At 67.5% G+C, this 20,057-nt stretch carries 20 protein-coding genes; 10 read left to right on the forward strand and 10 right to left on the reverse strand.

Annotated elements, in window-relative coordinates; genetic code table 11:
- The coding region (locus CHB84_RS02785) for a DUF222 domain-containing protein (protein ID WP_141134556.1) at window positions 1-941 on the reverse strand (941 nt) is incomplete at its 3' end.
- Between the two features lie 173 nt (window positions 942-1,114).
- On the opposite strand from CHB84_RS02785, the gene CHB84_RS02790 reads away from it, so the two are divergent.
- Both CHB84_RS02790 and CHB84_RS02795 read left to right on the forward strand, forming a co-directional pair.
- Entirely contained in the window at window positions 1,115-1,852 is a 738-nt protein-coding gene (locus CHB84_RS02790) for a M50 family metallopeptidase (RefSeq protein WP_089299891.1), read from the forward strand.
- A gap of 91 nt (window positions 1,853-1,943) precedes the next feature.
- Complete coding sequence (locus CHB84_RS02795; protein WP_245818517.1) at window positions 1,944-3,185, forward strand: aldehyde dehydrogenase family protein; 1,242 nt, start codon at window positions 1,944-1,946, stop codon at window positions 3,183-3,185.
- A gap of 10 nt (window positions 3,186-3,195) precedes the next feature.
- Here CHB84_RS02795 and CHB84_RS02800 read toward each other — a convergent pair whose 3' ends face one another.
- From CHB84_RS02800 to ccrA, 4 genes are all read right to left on the reverse strand, one after another.
- Window positions 3,196-4,200: an adenylate/guanylate cyclase domain-containing protein gene (locus CHB84_RS02800; protein WP_342743914.1), complete on the reverse strand. Its 1,005-nt coding sequence runs from the start codon at window positions 4,198-4,200 to the stop codon at window positions 3,196-3,198.
- A gap of 38 nt (window positions 4,201-4,238) precedes the next feature.
- Window positions 4,239-4,688 carry a universal stress protein gene (locus CHB84_RS02805; RefSeq protein ID WP_089299893.1) on the reverse strand — a complete coding sequence of 150 codons (450 nt, stop codon included), beginning with the start codon at window positions 4,686-4,688 and terminating at the stop codon, window positions 4,239-4,241.
- A 124-nt stretch (window positions 4,689-4,812) separates the two neighbouring features.
- Entirely contained in the window at window positions 4,813-5,985 is a 1,173-nt protein-coding gene (locus CHB84_RS02810; RefSeq protein ID WP_089299894.1) for a coiled-coil domain-containing protein, read from the reverse strand.
- Window positions 5,986-6,067: 82 nt separating this feature from the next.
- A complete protein-coding gene (ccrA, locus tag CHB84_RS02815) occupies window positions 6,068-7,414 on the reverse strand; it encodes a crotonyl-CoA carboxylase/reductase (protein ID WP_089299895.1) in 1,347 nt (448 codons plus the stop codon).
- A 227-nt stretch (window positions 7,415-7,641) separates the two neighbouring features.
- Here ccrA and CHB84_RS02820 point away from each other — a divergent pair, with 227 nt between their 5' ends.
- The gene (locus tag CHB84_RS02820; protein WP_089299896.1) at window positions 7,642-8,013 is read left to right on the forward strand and encodes an SPW repeat protein; all 372 of its coding nucleotides are present in this window, start codon (window positions 7,642-7,644) and stop codon (window positions 8,011-8,013) included.
- 60 nt (window positions 8,014-8,073) lie between these two features.
- On the opposite strand, the gene mce is transcribed toward CHB84_RS02820, so the two are convergent.
- Window positions 8,074-8,511: a methylmalonyl-CoA epimerase gene (gene mce, locus CHB84_RS02825; RefSeq protein ID WP_089300089.1), complete on the reverse strand. Its 438-nt coding sequence runs from the start codon at window positions 8,509-8,511 to the stop codon at window positions 8,074-8,076.
- Between the two features lie 152 nt (window positions 8,512-8,663).
- Here mce and CHB84_RS02830 point away from each other — a divergent pair, with 152 nt between their 5' ends.
- Both CHB84_RS02830 and meaB read left to right on the forward strand, forming a co-directional pair.
- Entirely contained in the window at window positions 8,664-9,851 is a 1,188-nt protein-coding gene (locus CHB84_RS02830) for an acetyl-CoA C-acetyltransferase (protein ID WP_089299897.1), read from the forward strand.
- 15 nt (window positions 9,852-9,866) lie between these two features.
- Window positions 9,867-10,826 carry a methylmalonyl Co-A mutase-associated GTPase MeaB gene (gene meaB / locus CHB84_RS02835; RefSeq protein ID WP_425432270.1) on the forward strand — a complete coding sequence of 320 codons (960 nt, stop codon included), beginning with the start codon at window positions 9,867-9,869 and terminating at the stop codon, window positions 10,824-10,826.
- Window positions 10,827-10,932: 106 nt separating this feature from the next.
- Here meaB and CHB84_RS02840 read toward each other — a convergent pair whose 3' ends face one another.
- The 4 genes from CHB84_RS02840 to CHB84_RS02855 form a co-directional block, all read right to left on the reverse strand.
- Window positions 10,933-11,265 (reverse strand): putative quinol monooxygenase, encoded by a 333-nt coding sequence (locus CHB84_RS02840; RefSeq protein ID WP_089299899.1) that lies wholly within the window; start codon window positions 11,263-11,265, stop codon window positions 10,933-10,935.
- Window positions 11,266-11,374: 109 nt separating this feature from the next.
- Window positions 11,375-11,977 (reverse strand): enoyl-CoA hydratase/isomerase family protein, encoded by a 603-nt coding sequence (locus CHB84_RS02845; protein WP_089299900.1) that lies wholly within the window; start codon window positions 11,975-11,977, stop codon window positions 11,375-11,377.
- Between the two features lie 6 nt (window positions 11,978-11,983).
- Entirely contained in the window at window positions 11,984-12,271 is a 288-nt protein-coding gene (locus CHB84_RS02850; protein WP_089299901.1) for a hypothetical protein, read from the reverse strand.
- Window positions 12,272-12,394: 123 nt separating this feature from the next.
- Window positions 12,395-14,191, reverse strand: coding sequence for a sigma-54-dependent Fis family transcriptional regulator (locus tag CHB84_RS02855; RefSeq protein ID WP_089299902.1), 1,797 nt, complete (start codon window positions 14,189-14,191; stop codon window positions 12,395-12,397).
- 412 nt (window positions 14,192-14,603) lie between these two features.
- Here CHB84_RS02855 and CHB84_RS02860 point away from each other — a divergent pair, with 412 nt between their 5' ends.
- The 5 genes from CHB84_RS02860 (at window position 14,604) to mimD (ending at window position 20,038) form a co-directional block, all read left to right on the forward strand.
- Complete coding sequence (locus CHB84_RS02860; protein WP_281251728.1) at window positions 14,604-15,431, forward strand: IclR family transcriptional regulator; 828 nt, start codon at window positions 14,604-14,606, stop codon at window positions 15,429-15,431.
- A 74-nt stretch (window positions 15,432-15,505) separates the two neighbouring features.
- Window positions 15,506-17,170 carry a ferritin family protein gene (locus tag CHB84_RS02865; RefSeq protein ID WP_089299904.1) on the forward strand — a complete coding sequence of 555 codons (1,665 nt, stop codon included), beginning with the start codon at window positions 15,506-15,508 and terminating at the stop codon, window positions 17,168-17,170.
- Between the two features lie 153 nt (window positions 17,171-17,323).
- Window positions 17,324-18,400, forward strand: a complete 1,077-nt coding sequence (locus tag CHB84_RS02870; protein WP_089299905.1) for an FAD-binding oxidoreductase — start codon at window positions 17,324-17,326, stop codon at window positions 18,398-18,400.
- A gap of 79 nt (window positions 18,401-18,479) precedes the next feature.
- Window positions 18,480-19,682 (forward strand): ferritin family protein, encoded by a 1,203-nt coding sequence (locus CHB84_RS02875; protein ID WP_089299906.1) that lies wholly within the window; start codon window positions 18,480-18,482, stop codon window positions 19,680-19,682.
- Window positions 19,679-20,038 (forward strand): propane 2-monooxygenase effector subunit MimD, encoded by a 360-nt coding sequence (gene mimD, locus CHB84_RS02880; protein ID WP_425432267.1) that lies wholly within the window; start codon window positions 19,679-19,681, stop codon window positions 20,036-20,038. Before CHB84_RS02875 ends, mimD begins: the two co-directional genes overlap by 4 nt.
- Window positions 20,039-20,057 lie beyond the last annotated feature (19 nt).

The raw sequence follows: 20,057 nt of genomic DNA on the forward strand, positions 1-20,057 counted from the left end.
CACACGCTGTTCTCGCTGGCCAGGATGTGGCGGGCGATGGGTGCGGGGAGGGGTCCGTAGCCGGAGAGTTCGCACCCGGTGTCGCTGATGCCCAGCGCGGTGTTGATGGGCATGTGCAGGAACACGGTCGCCGCCGCCTCCGGCACACTCACCCCGGGATCCTGCCCGAGGAGGAGGTTGGCGTGGATGTCGGCGCGCAGCTGGTCCAGGGTGCGCGCATCGCCCCGGTGACGTTGCTTGCGGGCCATCGCGTCGATCCGGGCGTAGGCGGAGGCGGCGACTTCGGCGGGTAGGTCGGCGGTCAGGGTGGATAACCCGTCTTCGCCGGGCAGCAGCTCCACCTTCCGTCCCGCCCGCGCCTGACGGGCGCGGGCGGCCTGTCCGTCGGGGTCGGCGTGTTCGACGAGCCTGCGGGCGGCGCGGGCCAGGTTGGCCGGGCTGGTGGGGCTGATGCGGCCGGATTCGAGCTTGCTGGCGAGCTGCTCGTCCACCTGGCGGGCCTGCTGATCGTCCACCGTGTCGGTCGCCTCGACCACCCGCCCCGCGGCAGCCGCCTCGATCTGCCCGGCTTCCATCGCCGCCAACACCCGCGGCATGCGCCGGGTGAGCTGGCGGGACCGGTGCAGCCGCAGCGCCGCCGTGTGCCGCGAGACCCGCAACTCCAGCGCGGCCTCGTCGGCCACATACCGGTCACCACCGCGCAACTCGTCGAGGCGGGCCAGGGCGTGGGCCTCGATCGCATCGGTGTGCGCCCGGATGCGGCGGGCCGCGGCCAGCGTCTCGATCACCTGCTCGGCACTCAACTCGCCGACCTGCTGCCCGGTGAACGTGCGGCACCGGATCTCGGCCTGCTCGGCGGGCGTGAACGCGACCGCAGGCGCCTGCCCGGCCGGGACGAACATCACCCCAGCCGGACCAACAACCTGCACGAACTCCGACACACCACCATGATATCGCACACACGTTCGACCACCCCGCAGCGACACGCCGACCACACACAGGCACCCGACCCCTCCACAACCCGAGTCGCGGCGGCGGCACCATCGTGCTGGCCATCCGAACCGAGGCCGGGCCCGGTCCGGGTGCCGCACCGCGTGTGTGATGATCTGGGTTCGTGCCAAGCGAAGCCGAACAGTGGTGGGAGCGAGTCTTCGGTACCGCCCCGGAGCCGCACATCGTCGTGCCACTGGTCACCGTCACCGTCGCGCTCATCCTGGTGCTCTCCGGAGGGCTGTGGCGGTTGTTCCGCCGGGTCGTCACGATGGTGCACGAGGCAGGGCACGCGCTGGTCGCGGTGCTGGCCGGGCGCCGCCTGCAAGGAATCCGCCTGCACTCGGACACCTCCGGGGTGACGGTCTCGCGTGGCAGGGCGACCGGTACCGGCATGGTGCTCACGACGCTCGCCGGTTACCCGGCCCCGGCACTTCTCGGGTTGCTCTTCGGTGCCCTGGTGATCACTGATCTCGTTGTGGTGGTGCTCGGCCTGTCGGCGCTGCTCACGCTCGGGGTGCTTGTGATGGTGCGCAACCTCTACGGGGTGTTCACCGTGCTTGCGGTCGCGGCCGTCCTCGGCGGTGTCGCGTTCTACGCGGGACCGGAGATCCAGGCGTCCTTCGTATACCTGATCACGTGGTTCCTGCTCCTCGGGTCGGTGCGTCCGATCCTGGAGATGCAAGCCAAGCGGCGCAGGGGAGCGGCGCGGGACTCCGACGCCGACCAGCTGGCGCGGTTGACCGGAGTGCCAGCGGCACTGTGGGTGGTCGTCCTGCTGGCTTTCGCGGCGGTGTGCGTGGCGATGGGTGGCTACCTGATGCTGGAGCCTGCCGTCAGCGCGATCGATGCCGGATCCTGACACCGCCCGCCTGAGACCGGGGCCGGAGGCGGGATACGGCACACTGGCATATGGGGGCGCACGAGAGAACGACTATCGGAGGACGGATCACGTGGTCGACGAAGTAGCCAAGGCCGTCGAGGAGTGCGGTGCGGCCGCCAAGCGAGCGGCCCCGTCGCTGGCTGCCGCGAGTGAGGAAGCGATCGATACGGCGCTGACGGTCATGGCCGACCGGCTGGGCACCGAGCGCGATACCGTGCTGGCAGCCAACGCCGACGACGTCGCCAAGGCGCGTGAGGACGGTATGAGCGCCGGGCTGCTCGACAGGCTCACGATCACCGAGGAGCGGCTGTCCGGGATGGCCGAGCAGCTGCGGCTGCTCGCGGGAACAGCTCACCCGCAGCGCACGGTCCCGATCTCCAGCCTGGACGGCGGGCTGCGGCTGGTCGAGCGGCGCAGGCCGGTCGGGGTGATCGGGGCGAACTACGAGGCACGGCCGAACGTCACCGTGGATATCGCCTCCCAGCTGATCAAGTCACGTAACGCGGGCGTGCTGCGCACCGGATCGGCCGCGCTCGGTTCGGCGCAGCGCCTGCTGGAGCGGGTGATCGCTCCGGCGCTCGCCGAGGTCGGCATCGACAGGGACGTGATTCAGCTGGTACCCCGCGCCGAGCGGGAGGCCGCAGGAGCGCTGGTCAGCCTGCCGAACCTGGTGCCGCTGGTGATCCTGCGGGGCAGCGGGGAGACGACCCGGTCGCTCGCACGGACAGCGGCAGCCAACGACGTGCGGACGCTGGCCCATGCGGACGGGGGCGGTGTGCTGTACGTGCACGCCGAGGCCGACCTGGAGAAGGTGCGGTCGTTGATGTTCACGAGCCTGGACCGGCTCGGCGTGTGCAACCGGCTGAACCTCCTGCTGATCGACACGGCTGTGTACGAGGAGGTGTGGCCGGTGGTCTCGGGCGCGCTCGACGAGATCGGCGTGCGCCCGTCGCTGCCACCGCACGAGCACCCCCTCGGGTACGAGTGGGCCCTGGACGACGAGCGGGAGGCGACGGTGACCGTGGCCGAGGTCTCCGGGGTGGCCGAGGCGGCGTCGGTCGCCAACGAGGAGACCTCGGGGCTGGCCGCGGGCATCGCCACCGAGGACGAGGCCGCTGCCGAGGCGTTCTTCGACGCCTACACGGGCACGGGCGTGTTCTGGAACGCACCCACCAGGCTGCTGGACGGCTTCAAGCTGCTCGGCGTGCCAGAGACCGGCATCAACCTGGACAGGGTTCCCGGACCCCGGGGGCCGGTCACCTACACCGACCTGTGCGTCCGCCAGTACGCGGTGCTGCCCGACGAGTCGTGAGCCGGCCGCGTTACGGCCCCGTGCCGGAGGCCCGTTCGAGCGTGATCAGTTTGAGCCTGCTGTACCCGCGCACCGAGATGGTGCGCCGGGTGCGCAGCTCGTAGGTGGTCTCCCCGGACAGCGCCTCGGCCAGCGTGCTGTCGACGAGTACGCTGCCGGGGCGCGCCACCGAGGTCAGCCGGGCTGCCAGGTTCACGACAGAGCCGTAGACGTCGCCGAACCGGTCCAGCACCCGACCGTAGGCGAGGCCGGTGCGCAGCTCGGGCAGCGCGGAGTCGTGCTCGCCGTACTCGTTGAGCCGGAGCGCGATCTCCGCGCCGTCGGTCGGCTCGTCGACCACGAACAGCACCTCGTCGCCGATCATCTTCACGATGCGGCCCTGCCGTTCCGCGATCACATCGCTCGCGAGTCCCTCGAACCGGTCCAGTACCTCGCTGAGCTCGCTGTCGTCGACACGCCTGGACAGCCGCGTGTAGCCGACCATGTCGACGAACCCCACCACCTCGCTGCCCGCCCACCGGCCCTCGTCGGGCGCCGCGAGGGCGCGACCCGCGTAGGCAGCCAGGTGACGCCGCCACACGTGGGTCTGCAACGTCTCCAGCACCGGCACGATCGCCTCGATGGTCTCGGCGATGGCGTTCTCGTCGGAGAACAGCTCGGGGCGCTCGTTGAACCAGCTCCAGAACAGCGACACCTGCCACTCGGCGAGCCGCGACAGGTGGTGGCCGAGGGCCCGGGCGACGGAGGACTGCGCCTCCCGGTTGATCACACCCAGCTCGGTGAGCCCTTCGCCGAGCCGGAGTGCCTCGACATCGCCGTCGGTGAACACGACGTCGTCGTCCGCTGTGGTGGCGAACCCCAGCGCGTTCCACAGCGTGCGGGACTGCTCCTGCGGCACGTCGGCGGCGGCTGCCACCTCGTGCCGGGTGTACCTGCGCTCCCCGCCGAGCAGCACACGTTCGACCCGGCGCCGCATTGCCGCCTGTTCGGAATCGGAATCCGGGTCGTCAGGCACGTCGGGTGGCACCTCGCGCACGCGGCCGTCCGCGCCGGTCAGGTGGTGTGCACGATGAGCACATCGACGCTCGACTTGCGCGCCACCTCGGCGGGCACCGACCCGAGAATGCGACCGGCGAGGGTGTTCAACCCCCGGTTCCCGACCACGAGCAGGTCGGCTGAATGCTGCTTGACAACGTCCAGCAGGGACTTGATCGGCTCACCACGGACCGGAACCATCTCGATATCGCCGGCCCCCTGCTGCACGGCGCGGTCACGAGCGGACTGGAGGGTGTCGTCCGCGGGCGCCGAGCCAACGACCTGGTAGGCCTCGTCTCCCAGCACGTCCTGCGCGCGCTCGACGTCTTCCTGGCTGGTGGGGTAGTACGCGCAGGCGATGACGAGCTTGGCGTCGGCTTCCTTGGCGACGGCTGCGGCACGATCAACGGCTCCGAAGGAGGTCTTCGAACCGTCGGTTCCGACCACGATGGTCTGGTAGGCGCCCATTGGCAACTCCTGCTAGATCGGTGTTCGTGTCCTCGAGTTGGCTTGACCGCGTACACGACACTAGCGGTCGGAACCCGGCTGTGCAGAGCAACGAGCGAACGCCGCGCCGGTTTCGTGTCCGTCGTTACGAAGAATCGCTTCCCTGGCCGTCAACGTTGTGCGCGTGTGTAGTAGACGACGCGTCGTCCGAGGCAGGTTCGTCCCCGTCCGGCGCGGGCTCGTCCCGGGGCCACAGCTCCTCGTGGTCGTGCCCCTCCGGCTCCGCGGACGCCTCGTGCCGGCCGTTCTGGTTGCCGATCAGGCCGGGCGCCTCGCCGAGCAGGGTGTCGGCCTCACTGATCGCCGAGCGGGCGGAACGTATCTGCTCGGCCAGGCGGGAGCGTAGCTCGCGCAGTGCCTCGACCCGTTCGGCCGCCCGGTTGATGCGCTGGTTGGCGAGGTCGGTGGCCTCCTGCAACCGCCGGTCCGCCTCGGCCGTCGCCTCGTTGAGTATCGCCTCGGCCTCGGTCTTGGCCTCCTGCTTGCGCCGGTTGGCCTCCTCGACCGACTGCTGGTGGCGACGCTGCGCCTCGGCCTTGCTTTCCTCCTGCTCGCGGGCGATCTGCTCGCGGGTCGCCTCGGCCTCGGCCTTGGCCTCGCGGATCCTGCGGTCGGCCTCCTCCTTGCTGGCCGCCTCCTGCTCGGCCAGCTCGTGCATCGCCTCGGCACGGCGGGTGGCCATCGCCACCTCGAAGTCCTCCTCGACCTTCGTCCGGCGTTCCTCCGCCTCGAGGTCGAGCTGGAGCCGCTCCTCCTTGGCCTGGTTGATGATGGAGTCGGCCTCCTCCCTTGCCCGTTCCATCACCTCCCTGTGCTCGGTCTCCAGTTCCTGCCTGCGCGCATCGAGCTCGGCGAGCAGCTCGTCGTACCGCGTGCGCATGGCACTCGCGTCCGCCTCGGCCTTGGCACGGATATGCCCGGCCTCGGCCTCGGCACGCGCCTTGGTCTCGGAGGCCTCGTCCTGGGCGAGCCGCAGCATCCGTTGCAGCCGCTCGGAGAGCCCCTCCATGGTCGTCGGCGGCACGGACAGCCGCTCCACCTGGCCGCGCAGGTCCTCGATCTCGTTGCGGCTGTCCTCGAGCTGCTGCGCGAGATCGCTCGCCTGCGCGATCGCGGCGTCCCGATCGGAGGTCAGCATCTTCAGGTCGGCGTCGAGGCGCTCGAGGTGTTCGTCCACCTGTCCGCGGTCGTAGCCGCGCTTCGCGACGTCGAAGCCGGCTCCCAGCGGGACTAGCTCCCGTTCCTCGCCAAGACTCATGGGGACACGTTACCTCGCCGTCCCCGATCGTGGTGCGTTCGGTGTGCGATCCGTGGCAGCCCGTAGGTGCTCGCTCCGGCGGCTACTGACCGCGGAACCGGTTGATCCCCTCGGCGTACCTGTCACGCTTGTCGGTATCGCGAACCCCGAGGCCTTCGTCCTCGGCGAGGCACAGCACGCCGACCTTGCCCTGGTGGGCGTTGCGGTGCACATCCAGGGCGGCCTGCCCGGTCTCGTCCAGCGGGTAGGTCTTGGACAGCGTGGGGTGGATGAGTCCTTTGTCGATCAGCCGGTTGGCCTCCCAGGACTCGCGGTAGTTCGCGAAGTGCGACCCGATGATGCGCTTGAGGTTCATCCAGAGGTAGCGGTTGTCGTACTGGTGGGTGTAGCCCGAGGTCGAGGCGCAGGTGACGATGGTGCCGCCCTTGCGCGCCGCGTAGACGCTGGCGCCGAACGTCTCCCTCCCGGGATGCTCGAACACGATGTCGGGGTCCTCCCCGCCGGTCAGCTCCCGGATCTTCGCGCCGAACCGCTGCCACTCCTTCGGGTCCTGGTTGTGCTCGTCGGACCAGAACCGGTAGCCCTCCGCGTTGCGGTCGATGATCAGCTCGGCGCCCATGGAGCGGCAGATGCCGGCCTTGGCCTCGTTGGAGACGACACACACCGGGATGGCGCCACCGTTGATGGCGTACTGGGTGGCATAGGAGCCCAGCCCGCCGGAGGCGCCCCAGATCAGCACCACGTCGCCCTGCTTCATGTCGGCGCCGTTGCGGGAGACCAGCTGCCGGTAGGCCGTGGAGTTGACCAGCCCGGGCGAGGCCGCTTCCTCCCAGGTCAGATGCGCCGGCTTGGGCATCAGCTGGTTCGACTTGACCAGCGAGACCTCGGCGAGCCCGCCGAAGTTCGTCTCGAAGCCCCAGATGCGCTGCTCGGAGTCCAGCATCGTGTCGTTGTGCCCCTCGGGGCCTTCGAGCTCCACGTTCAAGCAGTGCGCGACGACCTCGTCACCGGGTTTCCAGTTGTGCACCCCGGGCCCGGTCCGCAGCACGACACCGGACAGATCGGAGCCGACAACGTGATACGGCAGGTCGTGCCGCGCGGCCAGCGGGGAGAGCTTGCCGTACTTGCGCAGGAACTTGAAGGTGGGGATCGGCTCGAAGATCGAGGTCCACACGGTGTTGTAGTTGATGGCACTGGCCATCACGGCGATCAGCGCCTCACCGGGACCGAGCTCCGGGGTGGGCACCTCGTCGACGTGCAGCGACTTGCGGGGGTCCTTCTCCTGGCTCGGTATGCCGTCGAACAGGTCCACGTCGTCGGCATGCACCGTGACACCACGAAAGGTCTGTGGCACGGGGAGCGAGGCGATCGCGTCCAGGTTGTCCGTGCTGATGGCCTGCGTGATCTCGTTCAGCGCGTGCTCTGCCATGGTGCCTCCGTGCTCGTGCCGTGTCGGGCTGGTCCGGCGATTCAACCACAGCGCGGGGAGCGTAAGCTACTGGTGAGTAGTTTCGATCGAGTGGCGTGTGGCGGCGAATCGACGCGCGTGATCGCCGGGAAAGCAGTGTGTCCGATTCGTGATCCTCGCATTGTTCCGCCGGTGAGAGAATTATCCAAGACACTGCCATCCTGGTGGGTCCCTCGGAGGTGAGTGACATGGCTGGGAACTCGGTGAGGGCATGGACGCGCCCCCACGATTGGGCCGAGGTCGTACTCGGTGCGGCCATGATGCTTTCGCCGCTGGTATTCGAGACGAGTACCGCAGCATTGTGGACGACGATTGTGCTGGGCGCGCTCATAGCCGTTGACGGGCTCGTGTCGCTGTCCAGGCCCGGCCTGGTGTACGGCGAGTGGGTCCAAATAGGCTTCGGGGTGCTTCTGTTCATCTCGCCGTGGGTGATGGGCTATACCGAGATGACGGCAGCGGCGTGGATGTCGTGGCTGGTCGGCGTGCTCACGGTGATCGTCGGGATGGTGGCATTGCCGGTCGCGATTGCGGCGCACAACCGTACGGCCGGTCAACACTAGACCCGTCGGGGGTTCACGGGCCGACTGGTCACGCCGGCCCGTGTCCTCGAACGGGCTCGCTTACTGTGCGGGCTCGACCAGCTCGACGAGCACGCCGCCCGCGTCCTTGGGGTGTACGAAGTTGACCCGGCTTCCGGCCGTGCCCCGCTTCGCCTCTGGGTAGAGCAGGCGCAGGCCGTTGGCGCGGAGCGCGGCCGAGGTCTCCTCGACGTCGGTGACCCGGTAGGCGAGCTGTTGCAGGCCCGGCCCCTTGGTGTCGAGGAACTTGCCGATGGTCGAGTCCGGTGTCAGGGGAGCCAGCAGCTGCACGGCCGTACCGGTCTCGTCGCCACGAGGGTGCAGCATGGCCTCACGGACCCCCTGCTCCTCGTTGACCTCGATATGCGTTGCCTCGAGGCCGAAGTTGTCCCGGTAGGAAGCGATGGCGGCGTCGAGGTCGGCGACGGCGACGCCGACATGGTCGATCGCCGTGACGTAGGGCTGGAGCGCATCGTTCATGCGCGTCAGGGTACGGGCGCGCGGGTGCCGTGGCGCGTACGAGGTCGGCTTCGTCACACCTGTGAATCCCGGGCACACGCTATGGGCCGTCCCCCGTACCCGCTGTATGGTCGGTGAGAGGCCAGACATTGCTTGTGATTTGGAGGCGCACTGTGTCCCGTTCCGTCATCGTCGCCGGTGCCCGCACACCGATCGGCCGGTTGTTGGGTTCGTTGAAGGACTTCTCCGGGGCACAGCTCGGAGGTGTCGCCATCAAGGCGGCGCTGGAACGCGCGGGTGTCGCTCCCGAATCGGTGCAGTACACGATTATGGGGCAGGTCCTCACCGCAGGGGCGGGCCAGATACCCGCGCGCCAGGCGGCCGTCGATGCGGGTATCCCGATGGACGTACCGGCGCTGACGGTGAACAAGGTCTGCCTGTCGGGGCTGGACTCCATCGCGCTGGCCGACCAGCTCATCCGGGCGGGCGAGTTCGAGGTGATCGTCGCGGGCGGTCAGGAGTCGATGACGCAGGCACCGCACCTGCTACCGAAGTCACGCTCCGGGTTCAAGTACGGCGACACGGCACTCGTGGACCACATGGCCCACGACGGCCTGCACTGCGCTTTCGACCAGGTCGCTATGGGTGCCTCCACCGAGAAGTACAACGGCCGGTACGGGCTCGGCAGGCAGGAGCAGGACGAGTTCGCGGCCGCATCGCACCAGAAGGCCGCCAAGGCCGCTGCGGACGGCACGTTCGCAGCGGAGATGGCTCCGGTGACGATCCCGCAGCGTAAGGGCGAGCCCACCGTCTTCGACACCGACGAGGGGGTCCGGGCCGACACCACCGCGGAGGGACTCGGCTCGCTGCGGCCCGCATTCGCCAGCGACGGCACGATCACCGCGGGCACCGCCTCCCAGATCTCCGACGGGGCTGCGGCGGTCGTGGTGATGAGCAAGGACAAGGCCACCGAGCTCGGGCTGCCGTGGCTCGCCGAGATCGGCGCGCACGGCGTCGTCGCCGGTCCCGACGCGAGCCTGCACGAGCAGCCGTCTAACGCCGTCAAGGCCGCACTGGCGAAGGAGGACGCCGCGACCTCCCAGCTGGACCTCGTCGAGATCAACGAGGCGTTCGCCGCCGTCGGCCTGGTCTCCACCCGGCAGCTGGGCATCAGCCCGGACATCGTCAACGTCAACGGTGGCGCGATCGCGCTGGGACACCCGATCGGCGCCTCGGGTGCGCGGCTGGTGGTGCACCTCGCCCACGAGCTGAACCGGCGTGGCGGCGGTCTCGGCGCCGCGGCGCTGTGCGGCGGCGGCGGGCAGGGCGACGCGCTCGTGCTCAGGGTCGACCGGAGCTGATCCCGCGCCGTGCCGATGCCGGTTGATGTCGACGATCTGATCGGTCGCGCGCGGGAGGGGCAACCACGTGCTGTGGCCCGGCTGCTGTCGCTCGTCGAGGACGCCAGCCCGCACCTGCGCGAGATCGCGCGCGCGTTGACTCCCTACACCGGAGGTGCCCGGATCATCGGGTTGACCGGCCCACCGGGGGCGGGCAAGTCGACGTCCACGGCGATGCTGCTGTCCGCGCTGCGCGCGCAGGGCAAGCGCGTCGCCGTACTGGCGATCGACCCGTCCTCGCCGTTCTCCGGGGGTGCGCTGCTCGGTGACCGGATCCGGATGGGCGAGCACGCGACCGACCCCGGCGTGTTCATCCGCTCGATGGCCACGCGCGGCCACCTCGGCGGGCTCGCCTGGGCCACCCCGCAGTCCGCCCGCGTGCTGGACGCGGTCGGCTTCGATGTGGTGCTGATCGAGACCGTCGGCGTCGGCCAGTCCGAGGTCGATGTGGTGCAGTTGGCGGACAGCACGGTCGTGCTGCTGGCCCCCGGTATGGGCGATGGTGTGCAGGCGGCCAAGGCCGGGGTGCTCGAGATCGCGGACATCTTCGTCGTCAACAAGGCCGACAGGGACGGTGCGGACGCCACGGTTCGCGAGCTCACGGACATGCTCTCGGCGAGCAGGCGCGAGATCACGGGACCGTCGTGGCGGCAACCGGTCGTACGCACCGTCGCCTCCCGGGGTGAGGGTGGCGACGACGTTCTCGACGCGCTCGCGCGGCACCACAGCTGGCTGCTCGACACCGGCGAGCTGGCAGGACGCAGGAACGAGCGTGCCCGCGCGGAGGTGGAGGCGATCGCGCTACGCCAGGTGCAGGCCGAGTTCGCGGGCCTGCACGGCGGCGAGGCCGTGCGGCTGCTCGGCAAGCGGGTGGCCGACGGTGAGCTCGACCCGTACGCGGCTGCCGATGAGCTCGTCGCAGGCCTGCGACACTGAACAGTGCGCCGCGGAACGATGGTGAGCGGCCCATCGCGCGCACGGGCGGCCGCCACCGGTTCCGTACAGCTGACCTTCGTGCCCCTCGAACTGCGGCCGGACCGGGTCAGCGCTCGCCGGTCGGGGTGAGCTCGGCCATCTCGGACCAGCCGTTGCCGGAGGTCTCCACGTTGATGATCTCCGGCGTCTTCGCGATGACGTCGGGCATCCACGTCATGGCCGCCGCGAAGTGTGCCGAGTTGACGTGCTCCTCGCCGGCCTGTGCGGACTCGAAGCCCTCGAGCAGGACGAACTGGTTGGGGTCGTCCACGCTGCGGGACCACTCGAAGAACAGGTTGCCGGGCTCGGCGCGGGTGGCCCGGGTGAAGTCGTCGACGAGCGTGAGCCATTCCTCGGCACGCTCGGCGCGGACGGTGAACTTGACGGCGATGAAGATCACGAGTCGCCTCCCTGTATACGAGTCCTGTAACGCCGACGCACACTACCGTCCCGAGTGTGGTGGTGTCCGGAGCGACCGCTCGGTGACGCCGGCGCCGACGTGTGGGGGATCACCGGGGTACGGCAGGAGCCGCACGAGGGCCCGCGGACGTCCGGCTGAGTGCGTGTGCGCGGTGGATCGCCTCGTCCAGCAGCCCGATCGTGCCGGTGTGCCGGTCGACGAGCCCGACCTGTTCGGCCTCGTCCGCCCCGAAGGACTGGCCGGTCCGCAGGATGGTCTCTGCCATCCCGCCACCGATGCGCCCCACGAGACGCAGGACATCGTCATGAGTTGCCGTGTTGGTGGCGGTACCGCGCAGACGCCCGACGGTTCCGCTGCTCATCAGTCGGGCGTCAGCCACGGCCGCCAGCGCGAACCCGGTACCTGTCGCGTCACCGTTGATGGCCGCGACCACCGGTCGCGGGTGCTGGGCAACCGTGAGCATCGTCTCGAGCAGCGCAGCACGCAGAGCTCGAAGGGACCCGGGCTCGGTCTGTTCCGGCGCGTCCACGGCGAACGTCGCGCGGTAGCCGGTGAGCACGACGGGATGCGCCCGGTCGAGGAACCCGAACGCGGCGCACAGCCGCCGCAACATCGGCTCGTCGAGCGTGTTGTCACCGGGACGTCGCATATGGACTATCGCGAGCCCTTCTCGTTGTTCGAGGTCGAGCATGACGTCTCATACCTCCTTCCGTTGTCGCTGGTTGCCTTGCACGCCGGACAGCGCGGCGAGACCCCTGTACGTCAGCACGGCCGCATGTCCCCCGCCCGCGAAGGTCGTGGATGCGCGGCGCACGAGCCCGGTACGGACGAGGTCGTGTGCAAGGGACTGGTCACAACAGGCGAGGCCGTCGACGAACATGTCGGGCTCGCTGTTGCCGGAGAGCTCGACGCGCCCGGCCACGACAGCCTCGAGTATCGCCCGCGCGCGTGCGGACAGTGTGCTGGTCGATGCCGCGTTGGTCATGTCGGACACCTCGTCGAAGGAAGGCCGCTACGCCGGTGTGTGGCTGGGAAGTCGATGCGGCACATGCCAGCAAACCGTCCGGGTGGCAGCGCGTGGGTCGCAGATTGAGACAGCGCGGTGATGCTAGGAACGAGCCTCGATACCGTAGTCGCGGATCTTGCGGTAGATCGTCGCCCGGGACACGCCGAGATCGTGCGCGGCGCGCGTCTTGTTGCCGTCCGCCTCGTGCAGGCAGCGGACGATCGCGTCGCGCTCCATCGACTCCAGCGGGCTCAGGACACGGCGCGTGACCGAGTGGCACTCCGGCGGCAGATCGTCCGGTTCGACCGTTCCGGAGCGCCTGTTGGTCACCACCTTGCACAACACCCGCCGCAGTTGCGCGACATTGCCGGGCCACTTACTACGCAGCAGCAGGCGCATGGCCCCGGACGAGCAGGTCAGGGAAGCACCGTGACTCAGCTGGGACAGCAGCAGCGGTACCAGCTCGCGGACGTCGTCGATATGGTGACGAAGTGGGGGTACGTCCACAGAGCAGGGGAAGTAGCGCAGGATGTCCTCGGTGAGCTCGTCACCGTCCCGTTCGTTCAGTGTCGCGGCGACCCATGGTCCACCCGAGCCCTCCGTGCCGGCGGTGGCAGTCGACAGCGCGCTCGCCAACCTCGGTATCTGGTCGGACGGCCACCGGTCGAGATGGCGTACGACGACGGTTCCCGACGGCCGTGCCAAGCCTTCCTGCAGCCGTGACATCCAGCTGTCCGGGCCGTCGGATTCGGCCGCGTCGACGACCGTCAGCGGATCTGCCGGAGCGTCGCGTGCGTGGGCGCCCTTGATGATCGCCAACTTACCGGTACCGGGCTCGCCCTCCACCGTGATCCATTCCCGGTGTTGCCGGTGCTGGACGGCCTGCTGGCAGGCGCGTGTCCACAGCGCGCTGGACCCGACGATCCCGGGCAGGCTCGGTTCCGGATGGGGATGGGCGACCGCGGATACCTCCGGTTCCCGGAGGACATGTGCGCGTACGATACCGCCTGCGGGTCCCGCGTCGCTTGTCACCGGCGAGCAGGACATCCGTGCCTGTGCCCCGCTCGGCAGATCCACTGTGAGGGTGATGTTCCTGCGGTAGGTCAGCACCTCGGCGGCCTGCGTGAGCATGGCCGCCTGGTCCTGTGGTTCGAGAGACTGGCGCGCGTACTCGTTGGTCATCACGAGGTCGTTGTTGACCGCGAACACGATCCCGCTGCCACGCCGGCACGCGCGCAGGTACTCGGTGAACAGGCTGAGCTCCCGCAGGCCGACCCTGGTGCTCAGCTCGGCCTGGATGTCCTGCGCCGTGGTCTTGGCCAGGGTCATCAGCAGCGGGGAGGCATCCTTGCGCCAGCAGGTGAGGTCGAAGAGCCCGAGGAGCTGACCGGACACGGGGTGCCTGATCGGGACACCCGCGCAGGCGAGGGTGTCGAGGTCCTCGGCGTAATGCTCGTGGCCGAAGACCGACGTGGGTTGCAGGCCTTCCAGGGACGTGCCGATCCCGTTGGTCCCGACGTACTGCTCGGCGTAGGTGAAGCCAGGGGCCAGGTGCACGCGGTCCAGGTACCGTTCCAGCCCGGTGCTCTCCGTGCGGCGATCGAGTACGACTCCTTGGTCATCGGTCAGGATGGCGCTGATATTCGAATCGCCCAGCTGGTCCTGTAATCGCTGCAGGATCGGCGCGGCGCACTGGCTGAGCGGCGTGTCGAGGTTCGGATCCTTGACGTAGGGCAGTTCGATGTGGTCGGCGGCGACGTTCCAGGTCCGCGATCGCCACCACGAAGCGAGGATCGTGTCCCGCACCGCGTCTTCCTCGAAGCTCTCCGCGCGCAGGAACTGCTCGCGTGCCTGCGCGAGCGTGGTCGATTCGCTGCTGTGGCGTTCGACTTCGACCAACCTTGCACCTCCGGGCTCACTACACCAGCGAGTCCGTCGCGGATCTCGGCTACGGAAGACACGGTAGTGGCGGAATGATACGTCGAGCGTCTCACGTTGAGACGCAGTTCACACTCCTCTGTTGGTTTGATTGTCGCGGATCGGGAGCCCGCATCGAAAACGGGCGCCGGACGAAACGTGATGGGTGGTCTCGACGGACGGGTTGCCGCCGGGCGAGACCAGCCGACGGAGGTGTGACATGCCCGTACGCGATCCCGGCGGCGCCGTCGTTGCACCTCGGTGCAGAATCTGCCGATTCTCGCCGATTGTTGACCCCCTGAACACTCGGGGTAACGCTGGTCAGATGCATCGACGTGCATGGATACGTCGGTGTGTACGCGTCCCGGACGACCGGCACGAAGGAGGTCAGGGCATGGGTGGGACACCCCAGGAGCGGCCTGGCCGTCGGTTGAAAACGGCGAGCGAAGCGCTACACGCCCTACGGATGCTCGGCGCGACCCCGGAGGGCGTGAGCGCGGAGCAGTTGGCGATCGAACTGGGAAAGAGTGCGTCGACGGCACGCTATCTCCTCAACACGCTCTGCCACGAAGGGTTTGCCAACAAGGATGATCTGTCCGGTCGCTATCGCTTGCGTGATGTCCCGCCATGGGGACAGTCCTGGGGTCAGCCGGGAAGTCACGGATGCGTCACTGTGCCGGACGAACTGGCTGATGCGGTGACGCGGTTGTACTCCCGTACCAGGAAGCGCAGCTACCTGGCCCACCTCGAAGGGGAGAAGACCGTCGTACTCGATGCCCGCGGTCATCAAGGACTGGCGCGGATACCTGGTCTCCAGGAACGTATCTCGCCGAGCGAGGCACACGCGCTCGCGGTGACCAAGATGCTGGTTTCGGCGAATCCCGAGTTGGCCGAGGTGATTCGCACGGAGAGCACGCTGGCGTCCTTCACCGGCATGACGATTACCGACCCGAAGAAGTTCGCGTCGGAGATCGATCGCATTCGCACGAGAGGGTATGCGATCGATCGCGAGGAGTTCGCCGAGGATTTCTGCTGTATCGCTGCTCCGGTATTCGATCCGGCGGGGGAGGTCGCGGCGAGTCTCGCGATCTCTGTCGGCACCCGCCAGTTCACCGATGCCGGTGCGGTACTCGTGAACGAGGTGATCGAGGTGGCGGCGGAGGCGACTCAGCAGTGGCGCGAACGACAGGACAGCCGCGACGAGGAATTGTTGTTGAGCTAGCGGGAGGTGTCACCAACACAGACGTGCTCCGTTGTTCGACGCAATAACGTGCGAGACGAGAAGTGGAGTTGACTATGAGTCGGCAGAGCTTGCGAGAAGCTCACCAGAAGATCCAAGAACTTTCATGGGAACCGACCTTCGCCACACCGGCGAAGAAGTACGGGACCGATTACAAGTTCAGCAAGGCAGGAAAGAAGGACCCGCTGAAGCAGATGTTGCGGTCCTACTTCCCGATGGAGGAGGAGAAGGACAACCGGGTCTACGGCGCGCAGGACGGCGCCATCCGGGGCAATATGTTCCGGCAGGTACAGGAACGCTGGATGGAATGGCAGAAGCTGTTCCTGTCCATCATCCCGTTCCCGGAGATCTCGGCCGCGCGGGCGATGCCGCTGTTGTTCAGCACGGTACCCAACCAGGAGCTGCACAACGGCCAGGCGATCCAGATGATCGACGAGGTTCGGCACTCCACCATCCAGCAGAACCTCAAGCGCCTGTACATGAACAACTACATCGACCCGGCAGGCTTCAACTCCAGCCTGCGCAACTTCCACAACGACTACTGCGGCACGATCGGCAGGCAGTTCGGTGAAGGCTTCATCACCGGGGACGCGCTGACCGCGGCGAGTATCTACCTCACCATCGTGGCGGAGACGGCGTTCACCAACACGCTGTTCGTCGCGATGCCCGCGGAGGCCGCCGCGAACGGCGACGTGCTGCTGCCGACCGTGTTCCACTCGGTGCAGTCCGACGAGTCGCGGCACATCAGCAACGGCTACGCCACGCTGCTGATGGCGTTGCAGGACGAGGACAACCGGGAGCTGCTTGAGCGGGACCTGCGGTACGCGTTCTGGAACAACCACGCCGTGGTGGACGCCGCCATCGGGACGTTCATCGAGTACGGCACCAAGGACCGCCGCAAGGACAGGGAGAGCTACGCCGAGATGTGGCGGCGGTGGATCTATGACGACTACTACCGCAGCTACCTCATGCCGCTCGAGAAGTACGGCCTGACGGTGCCGCACGAAGAGGTGGAAGAGGCCTGGAACCGTATCTGGAACAAGGGCTACGTCCACGAGGTCGCCCAGTTCTTCGCGACCGGCTGGCTGGTGAACTACTGGCGCATCGACCCGATGACCGACGAGGACTTCGAGTGGTTCGAGTACAAGTACCCCGGCTGGTACGCCAAGTACGGCGAGTGGTGGGAGAACTACAACCGCCTTGCCACGCCGAACGGTCATCACCCCATCGCCGTGGAGGCGGCGCTGGGCAACATCGACTACCAATACCCGCACCGTTGCTGGACATGCATGGTGCCGTGCCTCATTCGGCAGGACACCGTGCACGACAAGGTGGACGGGCAGTGGCGCACGTACTGCTCGGAGACCTGCCACTGGACCGACAAGTACGCCTTCCGGCCGAACTACAACGGCAGGGAGACCCCCAACATGGGTCAGCTCAGCGGCCACCGCGAGTGGGAGACGCTGTACCACAACTGGGAGCTGTCGGACATCGTCGTGGACATGGGCATCGTTCGCGATGACGGGAAGACGTTGACTCCGCAGCCGCACCTCGACCTGGACGCGGACAAGATGTGGACCGTCGACCATCTGCGCGGGCTGCCGTTCCCGAGCCCGAACGTCTCGCTCAACGAGATGTCGGACGAGGAGCGCGAGGAACACATGGCGCTGTACAAGCAGGGCGGGCCGGGAGGCAGGCACGCGGCCGCTGCGGCCGGCTGACCTGCGCGGTACCTCCGAGAACCGGCGGGAGGGCCCGGTGTGGCTCCGGGCCCTCCCGCACTCCACCGGCCGGAACCCGTTGCGGTTCGCGTTCCGGGTTCTGACGCAACTGGTTTGCACGGATGACTCCCGACGAACAAAGAAAGCTGATCCATGGGTGAAAAGCACCGCGTGCGGTTCGAGCCGGTAGGCATCGACATCGACGCCGACGAGGACGAGACGGTCCTCGACGCAGCGTTCCGGCACGGCGTGATGCTGATGCACGGCTGCAAGGAAGGCCAGTGTGGTTCCTGCAAGTCCTTCATGCTCTCCGGTGACGAGGGCATCGAGTACGAGCTCGACCGGTACTCGACGTTCGCGTTGCCCGACTACGAGAAAGAGCAAGGGATGTCGCTGCTGTGCCGGGCGCACGCCTATGACGACCTTGAGGTCGAGCTGCTCAACTACGACGAGGACATGCTCCGCTCGGGCATTCCCATCCAGGAGTTCTCCACCGAGGTCGTCGCCAACGAGCCGGTGACCCACGACATGCGCCGGCTGGTGCTGCGGCTGGTCGATCCACCGGAGATCGCCTTCCTGGCCGGGCAGTACGTGGACATCTTCGTGCCGGGCACGGGTGGCCATCGAGCGTTCTCGATGGCGAACTCTCCCAACGACGAGGACAAGCACCTCGAGTTCGTGATCAAGATCTATCCGGACGGGTTCTTCTCCCGCTTCCTTGATCGGCAGGTGTCGGCGGGTGACCGGCTGACCATCAAGGGCCCGTACGGCATGTGCACCATGCGGGACAACCCGGACAAGGACGTGATCTTCGTCGGGGGAGGGGCCGGTATGGCACCACTCCTGTCGTTGATCCGATCCATGGCTGCCCGCGGGGTCGAGCGGCCGGCGACCTTCTACTACGGAGCTCGTACCGCGGACGACCTCTGCTACCGGGACGAGATGCACACGATGTCGGAGCGGATACCCGGCTTCCGCTTCGTCGAGGCACTGTCCGAACCCGCCGACGGCGGCTCCTGGGACGGGCCCGTGGGCCTGATTTCCGATGTGGTCGATGTGAACGAGGACGACCTGAGCGGAACCGACGCCTACATATGCGGGCCGCCGCCCATGGTCGAGGCCACTGTTCCCGTCCTGGTTCGGCACGGTGTCCCCGAGGAGAGGATTTTCTACGACAAGTTCACATTGACGGGAAGCGGTGACGAGGAAGGAGGGTCGGACGCCGCGTGAGAAGAAGACTCGCTGTAGCCGTTCGGATTATTCCGAGTCGCGGACGCGGTACGCCCGGTCCGAACAGAAGGAGACATCAATGACGACTCTCGAACCTACGCCAGCGCCTCAGCAGCGTAGCGTGCCGAAACTTTCTTTCACAGACGCGGAGGCGGGCGCCAAGACATTCCCCGGGTCCGAAAGCCGCTTTTTCGAGTACTACAAGCCCAAGGGTCGGAAACGTACGCACTACGAGGACGTCACCATCGACGTGCAGCCGGATCCGAGACACTATCTCAGCCAGGGGTGGTTGTACTCCTTCGCCGACGGCCAGGCGGGCTACCCGCTGGAGTGGACGGTGCTGAAGGCCTGGGGAGAGGATACGAACACGCCACCGAAGCGCTACGCTGCCTCCGGGGGGCAGGCTACCGCCGACAAGGTGGGCTGGCCCGCAACCGGTTGGCACGAGTTCCGCGACCCGAACGAGGAGTGGGAACAGACGATCTACCGCTACAACGCGAACGTTGTGCGGCAGATGACCCAGAACATCGACAACGCACGGGAGACCAAGGCGTTCGCCCAGTGGAACCCGAGCTGGGTCAGGTTCGTGGAACGCCATGCCAGCGCCTGGATGCATCCGGAGCACGGCCTCGGCTTGTACGTCTTCGTCGACGCCAACCGCGCTGCGCCCACGAACATGCACAACAACGCGATCTCGGTCAACGGGATGCACCGGATCCGGTTCGCACAGGACATCGCCATGTACAACATGACGCTGGCGAACGAGATCGAGGGCTTCGACGGCACGGCCCACCGCGAAGCCTGGTACCAGGACCCGGTATGGCAGGGCGTTCGCGAGGTGGCGGAGCACCTGACCGCGATCTCGGACTGGGCCGAGGAAGTGTTCTGCACGAACATCGTCTTCGAGCCACTGGTTGGCGAGTTGTTCCGCACCCAGCTCGTGATGCACTCCGCACCCGGAAACGGCGACTACGTCACACCGACAGTGTTCTCCGCGGGCGAGTACGACTACGCCCAGCGGGACCTGCGGTACACCCGTGCCATGTTCAGCCTGCTGACCGAGGACAAGGAGTTTGCCGAGCACAACAAGTCGATCATGCAGGGCTGGTTGTCGACCTGGGTTCCGCGCTGCCTCGATGCCGCGCGCCAGCTTCAGCCGCTCTGGTCCCAGCCGGAGGCCAAGCCGCCCCGGTTCGAGGACAGCCTCGACGCAGTGAAGGAGCGCTTCGCCGGGATCTGCCGTGACCTGAACCTGCAACCATCGAAGGAGCTAGGACAGTGACCACAGGAACACAGGAACGGTTCAAGTTCGAACGTGCCGACTCGGACATGTGCGGTGTCACGCTGCAGAACAGCCAGACCGGTTCGGTGATCGCGCAGGTCATGGACGCCAAGCCGAATGTGCAGGCAGAGTATCTGCCCTCCATGATCCGGATCGACGGTCGTAAGCGCTTTGAGTTCAACTACGACGAGATCGCCGAGGCACTCGGCGAGGATGAGTTCGACGCGTCCGATCTCGAGGAGGTCATCTCCACCCACTACGGACGCATGGTGCGCACCGACGACAGCACGATCATGGTCGCACATCCCGAGGATGCCGCCGAGGAGCTGGGTTTCGACCTGAAGCCGGTGAAGTAGCCGCGGGTAAGCAGGAGGA

This window comes from Haloechinothrix alba (genome assembly GCF_900188115.1).
Classification (GTDB): Bacteria; Actinomycetota; Actinomycetes; order Mycobacteriales; family Pseudonocardiaceae; genus Haloechinothrix; species Haloechinothrix alba.

Coding starts and splice junctions, on each gene's coding strand:
- CHB84_RS02820 (WP_089299896.1), top strand. CDS start 7,642: ATGGCTGGGAACTCGGTGAGGGCATGGACGCGCCCCCACGATTGGGCC.
- CHB84_RS02870 (WP_089299905.1), top strand. CDS start 17,324: ATGGGTGAAAAGCACCGCGTGCGGTTCGAGCCGGTAGGCATCGACATC.
- CHB84_RS02810 (WP_089299894.1), bottom strand. CDS start 5,985: ATGAGTCTTGGCGAGGAACGGGAGCTAGTCCCGCTGGGAGCCGGCTTC.
- mce (WP_089300089.1), bottom strand. CDS start 8,511: ATGAACGATGCGCTCCAGCCCTACGTCACGGCGATCGACCATGTCGGC.
- CHB84_RS02805 (WP_089299893.1), bottom strand. CDS start 4,688: ATGGGCGCCTACCAGACCATCGTGGTCGGAACCGACGGTTCGAAGACC.
- ccrA (WP_089299895.1), bottom strand. CDS start 7,414: ATGGCAGAGCACGCGCTGAACGAGATCACGCAGGCCATCAGCACGGAC.
- CHB84_RS02865 (WP_089299904.1), top strand. CDS start 15,506: ATGAGTCGGCAGAGCTTGCGAGAAGCTCACCAGAAGATCCAAGAACTT.
- CHB84_RS02860 (WP_281251728.1), top strand. CDS start 14,604: ATGGGTGGGACACCCCAGGAGCGGCCTGGCCGTCGGTTGAAAACGGCG.
- CHB84_RS02845 (WP_089299900.1), bottom strand. CDS start 11,977: ATGCTCGACCTCGAACAACGAGAAGGGCTCGCGATAGTCCATATGCGA.
- meaB (WP_425432270.1), top strand. CDS start 9,867: ATGCCGGTTGATGTCGACGATCTGATCGGTCGCGCGCGGGAGGGGCAA.
- CHB84_RS02850 (WP_089299901.1), bottom strand. CDS start 12,271: ATGACCAACGCGGCATCGACCAGCACACTGTCCGCACGCGCGCGGGCG.
- CHB84_RS02875 (WP_089299906.1), top strand. CDS start 18,480: ATGACGACTCTCGAACCTACGCCAGCGCCTCAGCAGCGTAGCGTGCCG.